Annotated in this window: 13 protein-coding genes and 1 pseudogene; 9 read left to right on the forward strand and 5 right to left on the reverse strand. The window is 69.6% G+C overall.

All coding sequences use genetic code 11. From position 1 onward, the window contains the following. Positions 1-686: 686 nt before the first annotated feature. On the reverse strand, positions 687-1,046 hold the full coding sequence (locus tag ACZ58N_RS27110) for a hypothetical protein (RefSeq protein ID WP_471164823.1): 360 nt from the start codon (positions 1,044-1,046) through the stop codon (positions 687-689). A gap of 301 nt (positions 1,047-1,347) precedes the next feature. Continuing rightward, positions 1,348-2,964, reverse strand: coding sequence for a sulfatase-like hydrolase/transferase (locus ACZ58N_RS27115; RefSeq protein ID WP_471164826.1), 1,617 nt, complete (start codon positions 2,962-2,964; stop codon positions 1,348-1,350). A 642-nt stretch (positions 2,965-3,606) separates the two neighbouring features. On the opposite strand from ACZ58N_RS27115, the gene ACZ58N_RS27120 reads away from it, so the two are divergent. Further along, complete coding sequence (locus ACZ58N_RS27120) at positions 3,607-4,374, forward strand: hypothetical protein (protein ID WP_471164829.1); 768 nt, start codon at positions 3,607-3,609, stop codon at positions 4,372-4,374. Positions 4,375-4,803: 429 nt separating this feature from the next. Further along, positions 4,804-4,902: a zinc finger domain-containing protein gene (locus ACZ58N_RS27125; protein WP_471164832.1), complete on the forward strand. Its 99-nt coding sequence runs from the start codon at positions 4,804-4,806 to the stop codon at positions 4,900-4,902. Positions 4,903-4,989: 87 nt separating this feature from the next. On the opposite strand, the gene ACZ58N_RS27130 is transcribed toward ACZ58N_RS27125, so the two are convergent. Beyond that, positions 4,990-5,754: an ASCH domain-containing protein gene (locus tag ACZ58N_RS27130; RefSeq protein WP_471164835.1), complete on the reverse strand. Its 765-nt coding sequence runs from the start codon at positions 5,752-5,754 to the stop codon at positions 4,990-4,992. 226 nt (positions 5,755-5,980) lie between these two features. On the opposite strand from ACZ58N_RS27130, the gene ACZ58N_RS27135 reads away from it, so the two are divergent. Together ACZ58N_RS27135 and ACZ58N_RS27140 are read left to right on the forward strand one after the other, a co-directional pair. Then, positions 5,981-6,238 carry a hypothetical protein gene (locus tag ACZ58N_RS27135; protein WP_471164838.1) on the forward strand — a complete coding sequence of 86 codons (258 nt, stop codon included), beginning with the start codon at positions 5,981-5,983 and terminating at the stop codon, positions 6,236-6,238. Between the two features lie 107 nt (positions 6,239-6,345). Further along, on the forward strand, positions 6,346-6,735 hold the full coding sequence (locus ACZ58N_RS27140; RefSeq protein WP_471164841.1) for a hypothetical protein: 390 nt from the start codon (positions 6,346-6,348) through the stop codon (positions 6,733-6,735). 664 nt (positions 6,736-7,399) lie between these two features. On the opposite strand, the gene tnpA is transcribed toward ACZ58N_RS27140, so the two are convergent. Continuing rightward, a complete protein-coding gene (gene tnpA, locus ACZ58N_RS27145) occupies positions 7,400-7,819 on the reverse strand; it encodes an IS200/IS605 family transposase (RefSeq protein ID WP_471165162.1) in 420 nt (139 codons plus the stop codon). On the opposite strand from tnpA, the gene ACZ58N_RS27150 reads away from it, so the two are divergent. From ACZ58N_RS27150 to ACZ58N_RS27170, 5 genes and pseudogenes are all read left to right on the forward strand, one after another. Continuing rightward, positions 7,767-8,396, forward strand: a complete 630-nt coding sequence (locus ACZ58N_RS27150) for a hypothetical protein (RefSeq protein WP_471165185.1) — start codon at positions 7,767-7,769, stop codon at positions 8,394-8,396. The genes tnpA and ACZ58N_RS27150 overlap by 53 nt on opposite strands. Further along, complete coding sequence (locus tag ACZ58N_RS27155; RefSeq protein ID WP_471165165.1) at positions 8,318-9,220, forward strand: RNA-guided endonuclease TnpB family protein; 903 nt, start codon at positions 8,318-8,320, stop codon at positions 9,218-9,220. The genes ACZ58N_RS27150 and ACZ58N_RS27155 overlap by 79 nt, the downstream gene beginning before the upstream one ends. Positions 9,221-10,007: 787 nt before the next feature. Continuing rightward, a complete protein-coding gene (locus tag ACZ58N_RS27160; protein ID WP_471164843.1) occupies positions 10,008-11,192 on the forward strand; it encodes a serine hydrolase domain-containing protein in 1,185 nt (394 codons plus the stop codon). A gap of 22 nt (positions 11,193-11,214) precedes the next feature. After that, positions 11,215-11,442 (forward strand): annotated as a pseudogene (locus ACZ58N_RS27165) (ISAzo13-like element transposase-related protein); the annotation flags it as partial. 830 nt (positions 11,443-12,272) lie between these two features. Beyond that, on the forward strand, positions 12,273-12,758 hold the full coding sequence (locus tag ACZ58N_RS27170) for a WapI family immunity protein (protein ID WP_471164845.1): 486 nt from the start codon (positions 12,273-12,275) through the stop codon (positions 12,756-12,758). A gap of 175 nt (positions 12,759-12,933) precedes the next feature. Here ACZ58N_RS27170 and ACZ58N_RS27175 read toward each other — a convergent pair whose 3' ends face one another. Continuing rightward, complete coding sequence (locus ACZ58N_RS27175) at positions 12,934-13,452, reverse strand: hypothetical protein (RefSeq protein WP_471164848.1); 519 nt, start codon at positions 13,450-13,452, stop codon at positions 12,934-12,936. Positions 13,453-13,541: the final 89 nt, after the last annotated feature.

The following is a 13,541-nucleotide window of genomic DNA, read 5'->3' on the forward strand; positions in this document are numbered from 1 at the left end:
AAGGTGAGCGCGGCGACCCGCGACCGTCTGGCGGCGCCGGCGACCGAGCAGGGCACTACGATCCGGCAGCTGGTCGAGGAACTCGCCGAGGGCCGGCCGACCCAGGCCGAGTACGCGGAGCGCGCCGAGCAGGCCCGCGCCGAGCTCGCCGCCGTGCTCGGCACGGTGCCGAGCGAGGAGCCGGGGCGAGGGCCCGCGGACTCCTGGAGCGTCTCGGCGCCGGCCAGGACGTGGCAGCCGCGTGGTGGGGCCGATCGCCGTCGTTCTGGATCACACGACCGCTACCGCCCTTCACGACCCCGAGGACCCGTTCAACGATGCCGTTGCCGCGTTCTACGTCCAAGCCTCGGGCGGCCTGGGCACCCTCTACGCGCCGGTGCTGTCCCTGACCGCGGGTGACACCAAGCGGACCGGCCTGCTCGCCTGCATGAACGGGCTGCGGTTCATCGAGATCGAGCCTTTCGATACCTCCGCGGCCCTGTCCGCCACCGGGCTCCTGCGCGCCGGGCACCCCTGGGCTGCCGTCCACGCCATCCACGCGGCGGATCAGTGGGCGCACCGGTTTTCCAGGGGTCGGTTCGGCACCCGCAATCACGCCGTCCCGACCCGTCGGCGGGTGGCCTTACGGATCGGTCGGCGGTGCGCGGCCCGGAGCGACGATCGGGGTGGGAGGTGTGGCATGGCGGTCAGCTCACTCCGGTCGTGTCGCCTGCTTCGCTGGGGCGGGTCTGCTGCTTGAGCTGCATCCGGGCCTTCACCAGGGTCTCGCGCGGGACTGTGGCCCAGTGCGGGTGGTCGACCACGGCGGTCGAGAGTTCGCGGAGCTCGGCCACCATCCGGGTGACGGTCTGCTTCTGCTCCTCGGTCCAGCCGGGGCTGTCGGGGACATCGCCGCGGTGGGAGAACCGCTCGCCGCGCGTCCAGCCCTTCATGGGTTCCACACTCCAGGGCAGGCCGGCCAGGTAGGCGCGGTACTCGGCATGGGCGCGATGGAGGCGCTCCTGCAACTGCAGGAGGTCGTCGGGGAAGGCCGCGTTCGAGGTCACAAGTTGAATCGTGAACCTGTTCGATTCGGGGAGGCTGTCGGGCACTCCGACGAGTCACCGGTTCGGTAGGCCGATCACCAGGCCCGGTGATGTCCGCTGCCATCCGCAGGATCGGCGCAGTGCCGGGTTTCCAGCCGTCGGCAGCTGCGCACCGATCCCCCCTTGGCAGTGAGCGGCGGTACCTCGGCCCTTCCCGGGGTCGAGTCGCGGAACGCCGATCGGGAGCCCGGGTGTTCCTGGCGTGTGCGGCGCTGGGCGCGGGATGTGTTCCGGGCAGTACCGCCTGACGCCCCGCCGCGCGTCAGCGCCCGGTGGTGACCGCCGCCGGGTCCGCGTCGCCGTGCCAGGTGGGCCAGCCCAGGAGACGGGGTCGTTCGGTGACCCAGGCGCGGGTGTCGGCCCCGATCTCGGTGTCGATCAGCTGCTCCAGCAGTGCGCTGTAGCGGGCGACCAGGTCGAGGTGGGCGGGGTCGGAGGCCAGGTTGCGCATCTCGGCCGGGTCCTCCTGCCGGTCGTAGAGGACGACGTCGTTGTGGGCGAACAGGTCGTCGAGGGAACGCGGGCGGTTGGGGTGGAGGGGGGCGAAGTAGCGGCCGAAGGTGTAGCGCTGGTCGGTGTAGGCGCGCAGGAAGCCCCGCTTGGCCCAGTCGGGGCGCAGCTCTCCGGCGGCGATCCGTCGGGGGGCGTCGGCGTCGGCGAACTCGAACCAGAAGGCCGAGTCCAGCATCATGATCGACTCGATGGCGCTCAGCGCGCCGTCGCGAACCCGCCCACCCTGCAGTGCGGGTGTCAGGGAACGACCCTTGAGAGCGGGGTGGCGGGTGGCGATCTCGGCCCCGTCGAGACCCGCGAAGTCCAGGAGCGTGGGGGCGAGGTCGACCGCGGAGGCGAGGGCGTCCGTCCTGGTCCCCGCGGGCAGGTCGGGGTGGGCGATCACGAGGGGGACGTGGAGGTTCTCGTCGTAGACGAGGCTGCCCTTCTGGCGCAGTCCGTGGGAGCCGGCCATCTCGCCGTGGTCGGCGGTGAGGACCACCACGGTGTTGTCGGCCTGTCCGGAGGCGTCCAGGGCGTCCAGCACGTGCTCGATGCTGCGGTCGACGTCCCGCATCGCGTTGAGGTAGAAGTTCAGGCCGTCGTACCAGTGCTGGTCGGAGGCCACCGGCCCGAAGACGGTGTCGGTCATGCGCCGGTACTCGGTGATCGCGGGGGCGGCGCCGGACAGGTCGTCGTACAGGCTGGCAGGCAGGTCGAAGTCCCAGCGGCGCCGGTAGACCGGGATGTCGGCGGCGGCCTTCATGCGTACGGCGTGGGCGAGGACCGGCGGGAGCTGCACCTGGGGCAGGCCGCCGTAGTCGAAGCTCATGATGTCGTGAGGGTTGACGAAGTTGACCGCCATGAACCACGGACGGTCGGTGGCGGCGACGGCGGGCGCGCGGTCGCGGAGCCAGTGCACGGCCTGTCCGGCGATCACCGGGTCGAGCTTCAGACCCGCCCAGGCTCCGCCGTCGATGTCGCCCCAGTCGTTGAACTCGCTGAATCCGTAAGGTTCGAGGGCGTCGGTCGTGGGGGCCGGGTTCCGGGGGGACACGTAGGCGTTGGAAAGGTGCCACTTGCCCTTGTAGGCGCAGTAGTAGCCGGCGGAGCGCAGCATCGTGCCCAACGTGCCCAGGCTCGGGTCGAGCGGGCGGATGTAGGGCATGTTGTCGTTGTCGTAGATCTCGGTCAGCGGCACGTGCTGCCCGGTGTAGATGACGGAGCGCGCCGAGCTGCACTGCGCGGAGGCGGTGTAGTAGCGGTCGAAGGTGACGCCGCGGGCGGCGATCCGCTCCCTCGCGGGCAGCGAGTACCCCTGCGCGCGCGGAAGGACGGCGCGCTCCTCGTCGGTGACGATCAGCAGAATGTTGGGACGACGTGCCACGGGCCAACCTGTCCTTCACGTCTGGTCCGTCCGCACGGCCACCGAACGAACGCTCCGGGCTGTTCCTCCGTGACCCTAGGTGTGGCGTCCGCGCGCCGCCGTGCATGACACAGCCGAACGGTCCGCCCGCGTCGGCGGTCGTGGCGGCCCGGACTACGCCCACCTCGTGGGCCTGGGTGATGAGGTCCGTGGCGACCTTCAGGGCGGCCGGACGGGTCTCCTGCATGAAGTGGTACAGCACGGCGCCGGCCAGCATCGCCTCGCTGTAGCGGCGCAGCACCTCACCTTTGGTCTCCAGCGTGAGGAACCGGCCCTCCGCTCATGTGATCAGCTCGTCGATGGGCCGTGTCAGGTCCTCGAAGATGCTGATGATGATGTCTTACTTGGCCTTGAGGTGGTAATACAGCGCCGCCTTCGTGACCTCCTCAACACGAGCCGTCGGCTGACACCGTGCAGCGGTCACTGACAGGCAGGACTCCGCCACAGCAGGGGAGGACGCGGACACCTCGGGCCGGCTCATCAACACCAGCCACCAGGTGATCAGGAACGGACCCGGGTACCGCCCCAACGCGCTGCCCAGGACGCGAGCGCTGTCGCGGCACTCAACGCCGACTGATCCACACCTCTGTAGGCTCGACGGTCATGAACATGCGCCTTGCCGTCCGGAACGACCTGCCGGGCGATCCGCCCATCCGGCGGGTCTTCCGGGACGTCATCGCCGACCGTCTGACGGGCCCGCAGCCGCCGCAGGCCGCGATGTTGTTCCAGTCTTCGGTCGACCCGTTCTGGACGGACGACAGGTTCTTCCTCGGCGACTTCTACAACGAGATCCTCCACCAGGACACCTGCGGGCCGGGCACCGCCGACGGAGTTCCCCTGCTGGCGGCACTTGCCGTCGACGACCGGGTGCCACCACGACAGCGTTTCGAAGCGATCGGCCTGCTGTTCAGCACGGCCACCGTCACCGACCGCCACCTGGCCGACTGCTGGCCCGACTCACCGCGGCACGCGGATCCGGAGAGTGAGGACCGAGCCCGCGAGGCCGTCCGGTCCTGCACACCGCATCTGCTCGCCCGGTGGGCATCCGAATGTCCGGCAGTTCGGCTGGCCCTCGCCGGCCTCGCCGTGGTGTTCCCCACGGCCCGCACGCTGCCCGCCCTGACCCCACGGCTTCGGGGCTTCGTCGAGCAGCACCCACAGGGGACCGACGTCGGCGACTACGTGCGTTTCATCCTGGTGCTGGCCGCCGAGAACGACGACCGGACCCTCGCGACCGTCGAGTCGCTCACCGACGCCTATTGGAAGGGCACCTCCCGCGGAGCACCGACACCGGCCCGAGCACTCCACCTGCTCGGCCAGATGCTGAACCGGGTCGGAAACGGCCTCACACGATCACGCCCTGGGGAATAACGTGACGGTGGACGTGCGGAATTGCGCGACCGTCCACAGCCAGGCCGCCGTCGACCAGTACGTCACGTTGTGACCCCTCGAAGGGTCAATGAGGACTCAAGGGGTCCCAACGCCATCCGGTCGGCCGCCTCGCGGCTCCCGTCGGCCGTCCTCATCGCTCCTTCGAGGGGTCGCAACAGCGCTTCGCAGAGGGCTGGGCGGTCGGGGTGCGGTGGTACTCCTCGACCGCCCGAGGGGGCACAACATGTCGTGCTGACCACCTCCGGCAGGTCAGGCCGCGGGCACAGCCGCCCTGACGGCTGATCACGTTTGCCTGGCGGGCACGATTCGGTCGGCGTAGCGTGACGGACGAGCACCGAGTCGACCAGGGGTGACAACCGACACTCGCTGGCGGCTACTATCCCGCCCGGCTCCGCGTCGGTCTTGGCCGTGGAGTGCCCCGACTGCGGGAGCGGACCGCAGCAGCCCTGCCATTTCCCGCGCGGATCCCACCGAGGGAGGGTGGAACGAGCCGCCGGCCTGGTATGACGTCATCCGATCCCGCTGCCCGCACCCGCTGATGCCTGGTGACCGGGTACGCGCCCGCGTCGAGCACGTCTTCGCCCACCAAGATCCTTAAGCGGTGCCCTGCTTGTCCTTCTTGTCGTTGGTTCGGAAGGTGATGACGTCGACTTCATCGGTTCCCGCCAAGTCCGGGTAGTGGCCCTTGAGGGCTTCTCGGAGTTCGGATGCGGTCGTCAGCCCTTCAGCTTGGGCGTCCCGATTGGTGAGGTCACCGACCCGACAGTGCCTGATGTCGGTCACCTCTGCCGACAGGACGACTTCGGGATCGCTCGCAAACACCAGCCGTGCGGGGCCGAGCTGCGCCGGGTCCCGGAAGCGGGTGGTTTTGGTCTTGGCGCCGGAGCGGACGGCTTCGAGGTAGCGGGGGTTGAACCGAATGATCGGGGGACCGGCTGTCTCGGGGTCTTGGTGGAGCAATGGGTCGAGACCGTTCATGCCGGCCTCCGGGGTCCATCGCTGAGCCAGCGGCATCAGGTCGGCGGCGAGCACGGACCTGAGCCCCGCGGGGGTGGGCACGATGACGCGCATGGTGGGGTAGTGGTCCACGAAGACCTGCCGATCTCGCCCGCACGGGCCGATGACCCCACGCCCGTGGTTTCCCACGGCGACGATGCAGCGCATCTGGCGGGCGCCCTGGGCCCGCGCGGCTCCCAGGGCCACGAGTTCGGCGCAGGGCCCGCCGGTGAAGTGGTAGAGGTTCACGCCGGCGAACATCCGGTAGTCGGCGGCCATGACCGCGGCGCCCACCGTGTGGATCCCGTCCTCGTCGGGCCCTGCGTCGGTATGCGCGTCAATGGTGCGGCGTGCCAGCTCCACGAGCTCACGCTCGTCATCATCGAGCGCTCGTGCGGATGACGGGACGTACATCCTTTTGACCTTTCGTTCCTTCAGCAGTCACCCAAGATCATTCCACGCCACGCAGGCGGGCTCCACAGAGTTTCGGCTTGCCTTGGCCGAACCCGGACTCGCCGTGTCTGAGCAGTCCATGACATGACTGTCGGGTGGCTACGGACTCTGTGCTGATCGGCTCAGCCTGCAATTCATGAACCTGGATGCCGAACTGACCGCTCTGGCCGTCCAAGAGGATCTTCCCGACGACCTTGTGTGGAGATTGCTCCAGCACCCGCAGGCCCGCCGCGCGGCGGCTCTGCTGCGCAAGGACCTGTCGGCCGAGTTGATCGAGGAGGTCATCAGGCTCGGCTCCACACGCACTCCCGCCACGAACGGGCGTGCCTGCGACGCTGAGAGCTCGCTTGGCGGAGCATCCGGAACCGTCCGACCGGTGTTGCTGGCGCCGTGATCGCGAAGGTTCACCGGTCCGGGGGCAGTCGGGGGAGCTCGGAGTCGGGATGGCCCGGTCGATGGTGCGGCGGATTGTTGTGTCCCCGGCTCTGCGACGATTGCTGTGTGAGCAAGCAGCAGTGGGACGCATTGAGCAAGCCCGAAGAAGCCTTCATGGTCAATTCCTGTGAGATTGATATCCTGCCCGGTGTCTGGGGCGATTTCGACGAGGCTGATCAGTCCCGACCGGTTCGCGAACTGGCTGAAATTCTGCTCGCTCTCATCGATCGTGGGTGGATCGAGGTTCGCCGACTCGCGCCGTGGATCTCCCCTTCGGGGGAGGCTGGTTTGCAGCCCGGAGAGTTGCTGTCTCGTGATCAACTTCCGGCGGTTCTCGAAGACGCGGCCAACTGGGAGTATCCGGAGGACGGCAACTGGCTCGGCGCGTTGACGCTGGTCGAGACCGAAGCGGGAAGGAAGATCACTCGTCTTTCTCCCGAGGAGATGGCCGAATAGGTCTTGATAGCGGGAAGCCTCTGGCCGCTGCCAACGGTCGGCCGCTGCCAACGGTCGGGGGCTGCCAACGGTTGGCCGCTCCGGAGCAGGCCCTTTGCGCCGCGGAGGCGCATTCGTTCGCGGGGGTACTGGCCGGTGGGGGTTTTCGTGTCGGGCTGACTTCGTGAGGGCCGCCAGGCCCTGTGTCCTCATCCCACTCTGTATCGGCCACGATCCGTGTTGATGCATTTTGCGGCCGCGCGGTGTGCCCGAGGGTGCCCTTTTGGCTTCCCGTCCACCTCAGTGGCCAGGAGGTCGACGGGTCGTCGAGCCAGGAGTGGTGTGTGCCGTTTGGAGTGACAGTGAGGCCGAAGCGGTTCGGGCCCGGGATTCCTTGATCACGCCACCAGCGGTGGGCCTCCTTGATCTCGTCCCACAGTCGGCGCGGCCCGTGCTGGTAGACGGCGAACCGGTCGGCGTTGCGGCCGTCGTGGTCGACGGCCGCCCACGATGAGCCGTCGCTGGTGGCGGCCCTCAGCCGGTCCACGACCTCGGGCACCGGCTCGTCGTGCCAGGTGTGCCACCTGATTTCTCGCAGGGAGTACCGCCCTTCAGGGCGGTAGGGAATGCGTCCTTGGGGCGGAGGCGCGGAGCCCCGGGGTTCTCTACGCCTCCGCCTTGGCGGTCAGATGGGACGGTTCTGCTGCTCGATGTAGCGGCGGACGATCGCGAGGGGTGCGCCGTCGACGGACCCGGCGAAGTAGGAGCCGGCCCACAGTCGCTGCGCCCGCCAGTAGTGCCGGACCAGTTCGGGGTACTCCTGGCGGAGCCTGCGGGAGCTGACGCCCTTGAGGGAGTTGACCAGCTTGGAAACGGCGACCTTGGGCGGGAAGTTCACGAGCAGGTGGACGTGGTTTGCCTCGCCGTTGAACTCGACCAGCTCGCACTCGAAGTCCTTGCAGACCGCCCGCACGATCTCCTCCATGCGCGTCAGGTGGGCGTCGGTGAAGACGCAGTGCATGAGCGCGGGCCGGGTGTTCGGGTGTCGTCGTGTGGTCTGGAACGATGCGCCGGCCCGGATCAAGCCGGTGAAGGCCGGGAACAAGCTCCTCGGCAACCCGAAGGAGCGGATCGCGCAGGGCCCGTACCTGCGGGTGCCGAAGAACCCGGAGCTCGCCAAGGTGCTCATCACCAACGCTAAGAAGACCGAAGAGAGGGCGTTCCTGTCCGATGCCCCGGTCGGTGTGCTCCAGCAGACCCTCCGGGACCTGGACGCGGCATGGAAGGCGCACGAGGACTCCAAGTCCGGCAAGCGCAAGGGCCCGAACGTCCAGCCGCCGCGCTTCAAGTCCAAGAAGGACAACCGGCAGTCCGCACGCTTCACCAGGTCGGACCGCTGGTCGATCACCGGGGACGGCCGGCTGCACCTGCCGAAGATCGGTGACGTGCGGGTGAAGTGGACCCGCGACCTGCCCTCCGACCCGACCGGCGTCACGCTGTTCAAGGACCGGTCCGGCCGGTACTTCGCCTCCTTCGTCGTGGACACCGACCCGCCGCCGACATCCTGCCGTCCACCGACGGCGAGCAGGGCATCGACCTCGGCCTGTCCCGCTTCGCGGTCCTGTCCGACGGCACGCACATCTCCTCCCCGAAGTACCTGCGGAGGGCGGAGAAGAAGCTGAAGAAACGGCAGCGGGAGCTGTCGCGGAAGAAGAAGGGCAGCAGCAACCGGGACAAGGCCCGGATCAAGGTCGCCCGTGCTCACGCTGCCGTGGCCGATGCGCGCCGCAACTTCCACCACCAGTGGTCCCACAAGCTCACCAGCGAAAACCAAGCGGTGTTCACCGAGACCCTGAACGTGAAAGGACTGGCACGCACCCGCCTGGCCAAGAGCGTGCACAACGCGGGCTGGGCCCGGTTCGTGACCATGCTGGAGTACAAGGCCGCACGTCGCGGCCGGTCCTTCGCCAAGGTCGACCGAGCCTTCCCGTCCTCGCAGATATGTTCCGCCTGCGGACACCGAGACGGCCCCAAGCCCCTCAACGTACGGGCCTGGATCTGCACGAACTGCGAGGTCCGGCACGACCGGGACTGGAACGCCGGACGACGTCCTCCACGAAGGCCGCCGCACCCTCGCGGCCTGAACCACATCACCACCCACCCCCGGACGGGGGGCCCGTGCTTCAGCGCGGGGAGGCGGACGTCAGGCGTCGCACAGTCGGTGGCCGATGGCGAAAGCGGCACGGGCGGGGGTCGGCCACGACGGGCGTCCCGCAGGCAGGATCCGGCCGGCGCCCCGGAACGCATGCCGGCCGGGTTCTGTCATGAACGGGGCTCGATGGGACCCGTGGCCCGGTGCCGGCACGCGGACGGTCGGCACCCGAACCCGGGCGACGGTCGGGAGGGCTGCGGGGATGGTGTTGCGGCCACCGGTGGAGCCGATGTTGGCGCAGGCCGCCGAGGCCATCGCGCCCGTACGCCCCGGCGCCGCCGCGGTGGCGTTTGAGCAGACGCTCGACGGGCACCGGATGCTCGTGTTCAACCCGGACGGCCCGAACGGTCGGGTGCTGTTCCAGACCCGTCGCGGGGTCCTGGTCTGGGCGGCGTTCCCCGGCCTGGTCGCGGCGGCCGAGCAGCTCCCTCGCAGCGGGATTCGATGTCCGGCCGGGAGTCGGCCCGCCGAGCAAGGACGCGCAACCGACACGCCCCCGGCCCGCGGCCGCGTGATTGCCCGCAGGGTCGCCCGTGGGGCGGCCCGTGAGGTGGCCGGCGCGATCGTGGAGGCGGCGGTGAGCGCGTGGGGGCCGGAGTGTGCCGAGGTCGCGGCGAGTACTGGTGGTGGCCGCGCAGGCCGCCGGCGGGCTGCGCCGAGGCCGAGGGGGCGCCCGCGCACCTGACCGCGCCCGTGCGGGCACCCGGGCCGCCCTTCGGGGCGGCTCGGATGTCCCCGGGGCGGGTGCCCCGCCGGTTCTCCCAGGCGCGGCGAATCCGGGCTTCGCCTACGCGTACGCGACGTGTGGCGCAACGCCCGCAACTCGCCCGACTCGATGGGAACTTGACAGCCTTTGGGCGCGTTCTTAGGGATTTGTTCCATGTTCGGGGGTCGGGCTCGATCTGTGTTTGGGGCGGTTGATCCCCTGAGGTAACTCGCCCTCCACCCGCAGGGGTTCCCCCCACATCCTCGGCACGGATCTCAGGGTGCGCTCTCCCCCCGGCAGACGAGGCGTCGCACCACTCCCGATCGTGAGGATGGTGCTCGTCCTGAACGGCATGTCACCCACCGGAGTCACTGTATGAAGACGGTCCCCCGCATCACTCTCGCCGCCCTCCTGGTCGGCGCCGTGCTCGTCCCGCTCACGGGTACCGCGCTGGCCGCACCGACCACCTCCACCCACCTCAGGGGCCAGGGCACCGCCACCCCCGCGACCGGCAGCCCCAGCTCCGGGGTGCAGGCGCTGCAGAAGGCCCTGCAGAGCGTGCCGGACGCCGATGTCTCCGCCGCGCTCATCAGAGTCGGCGGCACCGAGACCTGGTCCGGCACGGCCGGGGTCCGCGACCGCGTCACCCAGGCCCCCGCCCGGCCCGACGCCCACTTCCGCGCCGGTTCCGTCACCAAGATCGTCACCGCCGCCACCGTCCTCAGCCTGGTCGAGGACGGCAAGGTCGCACTCGACGCCCGCGCCGACCGCTACCTGCCCGGCCTCTTCCCCGCCGACTTCCCCACCGAGCGGATCCCCACCGTCCGCCAGCTCCTCGACTACACCAGCGGTCTGCGCAACGGCGCGAGCCTCGGCGAGAGCGACGAGGAACTGTACGCCAACCGCTTCCGCACCCTCACCCCCCGCCAGGTCGTCGCGGCCTCCCTGGCCGGCGGCTCCCTGTCCGCCCCCGGCACGGTCCAGCGCTACGCCAACATCCACTACACGGTCCTGGGGCTGCTCATCGAGAGCGTCACCAAGGACACGTACGCCCACCAGGCCGAACTTCGCGTTCTGCGTCCGCTGGGCATGCGGAACACGAGCTTTCCGACCACCGGCGACCCGTTCGTGCACGGCGTCCGGAATCGGGCGTACGCACAGGTTGACGGGCACCGCGTCGACGTGACGGAGTGGAACATGACGGACCGTCGAGCGGCCGGCGACATGATCTCGACCACCACCGACCTCGAACGACTCCTGACCGGCCTCTTCTCCGGCGCTCTGCTGCCTGCTCCGCTCCTGGACACCATGCTGAGCCTCCCCGCCGGCAATGTCGCCTACGAGGGCGACCGACGGTACGGAATGGGCTTCCAGCAGCTCGACCTAGGCAACGGCAGGATCATCTGGGCGAAGACCGGCTCACGCCCCGGCTACCACACCGTCATCGGCGGCGACCGGAACCTGTCGCGCACGCTCGTCTACTCGCTGAACGCCGAGAGCGCAAAGGACAACGGCGAGAAGCTGGCCTACCGCTTCGCCCTCCCCGCCTTCCTCAACTGACCCGCCCACCCCCCACCGGTCGCCTCTGGGGCGGGTACGGCGGTGGGGTGGTGGCCCCAAGCGGGTCGCGGACCTCGATCCGGGGCTGCGGTCAGCACTCTTGGCGCTGGTGGAACCGGATGAGCGTCGGGACGCCGGCCTGCTGCGGGTGGAAGGGTTCAGTCTGCAGGCGACCGCCAAGACCCTTGAAGGCAGCCTGCACCCGGACCGCGATGCCCAGTTCCGATACCTGAACGAGCAGGCGCGCGAGCGCCGACCCTTACGGAATGACGGCGTCGCCTACCGCACGGGCCGCGCCGACGCCCTCTGCTCAGGACGCGGATCGGACCCGTCTGACGGAGCCGACGGCCACCCAGTCGCCCCCGGTCCCTGGACGGCCAGCCCACGCCCGGCCAGACCCTGCAGGTGTTGGACCACGGTGCGACGAGTGAACCCGACGGCCTCGCAAAGCTCCTCCAGCCCGCTCTCCCGGCCTTCGGCGGCCGTCAGCGCCCTCCACGTGCGCCGTGCGGACCGGCCGAGACCCCCGTCCGCCTTGCTCGCGAAGACCGAAGCCCGCGGACTGGGCCCGGCCCGTCAGCGGTCGCGTCCTGGGCGGGTAGCTGTGCTCCGCCCAGGTGTTTCGCATCGGCGGACGGGACCGGTGCGGCCGGAGCAGAGGCCGCTCTCTGGGCTGTCCGCTCCGCACGGGACCGGCCCACTGCTCGCACCGGTTCAGCAGTGCCACGAGTGGTTGCCAGCGGGGACAGGGCCGACCGGAGTTGGTTCCACCGCCCGTCGACGGCCAGTCATCCCCCAGCCCTGCCTGCGAATGTGCCGGGGCATGGCGTCAACCGTCCGCCACGGCCGGCGAGGCGTTCGGGTCGGGGGGCCTGTGAGGGTGCGGATGAGAACCGACGACGACGGCCCCACACAGCGCCTGGCCCGCATCCCGGCTCAGGCCGGCAGGGTCCTGTCACGAGCGGGACGGGCCGGAACCGGGCCCCGGTGCTGGCACGCGGCCCACCGGCCCTCTGACCTGCGCGTCTGGGGTGGAGGGCGCGGATCGTCCTGCCGGCCGCCGCGTGACATCCTGACCCGGTGCTCCTCAACGATTCCGCAAGCAGCGTCGACCTTCGCCCGGTGCGCTACCAGTTCGCCGAGGCCCGGGGCGACTCGTACGACGACAACTGGCTGGACATCGAAGGCACGTTGACGACTCCCGAGGGCAGCTGGTCCTTCACCGATCCATGTCTGCTCACCGATGAGGCCACCCGAGTGTCCGCCTGGCTGCGCGCGGTGGTCGCCGGGACGGTGACCGTGACCGCACCTGATGCCGAGGGCGAGCTTTCGCCGGACACCTGGTTCATTGAGCCGCTCGTGGCTTTCAGCCTCGCCGATCGGAGCGAGGGCGGGGCCGCGGTGATTCGGATCCATCTGTCCTTGGAGGCCGTGCCCCCGTGGCAACAGGATGACGACCGAGCCGACATCCACCAGTACGTCGTGCAGGTCATGGTGGACGCTGCGACCCTGCTTCACGCGGCTGACCAGTGGGACCTCGCCATGGCTTCCTTCCCGCCCCGCTGATCACTGTCGAGTACCATGCCCCCGGCGGGCGCCGGCCGGCGCGCACACTGGAACCGGTACCCAATTGGCAAACGTCCGACGGCGGATTGCCGGTCCACCTGGTGTTCCAGAAGCTGAATCACTGTTTGACGTCTTTCGCGATGCCCGTTGGGGAGCAGCCCGTTTGGATGGTGTGTTACCAGCCGTGTTCGCAGGGGCCGGTGAGGTGGTGGCCGATCTGGCGGGCGAGGTGCTGTGGGCGGTCATCGTCGTAGGGGTGTACGTGGGCGTAGACGGTGTTGCCTTTGGCGGGTTCGTGATTGGCGTTGCGGTTGAAGCATGCCTGTACGCCGGTGCGTGCGTGTTCGGGGCCGAGGTCGAGCTCGGGTATCGCCGGCCAGGACAGGACCATCCAGGCGAGCTGTCCCCACGTCGCGCGGGACAGGACCTCGGGCGCCCTTGCCAGGAGGTCACTGGTTACCGGTGCTTCCACCGATACCGTCAGCGGGAGCAGAGAGGCCGGCGTGGCATCGTCCTGCGGCAGCTCCGGCCCCCGAAGGTAGGTATCGCCTCCCCAGAACAAGGTGCGTGGGAACAGGGCGGGCGGGAGCAGGCGCGCGGCACACCGAACATCGTCCACCCCGGACAGTCCGGCATCCAGGTCCACCGTCGCGGTACTCGGCAGCTCCCCGCACCCGACCAGAAGCTCGGCCACGGCAATCGTGTCCTCTATGCTCCCGGTCTCGCTCCGATAGAGCGGGTGGGCCCTCGAATCCCCCATGACCGCCTCACTCTTTCAAGACC

The sequence above is a fragment of the Streptomyces sp. NPDC040432 genome, from assembly GCF_055595445.1.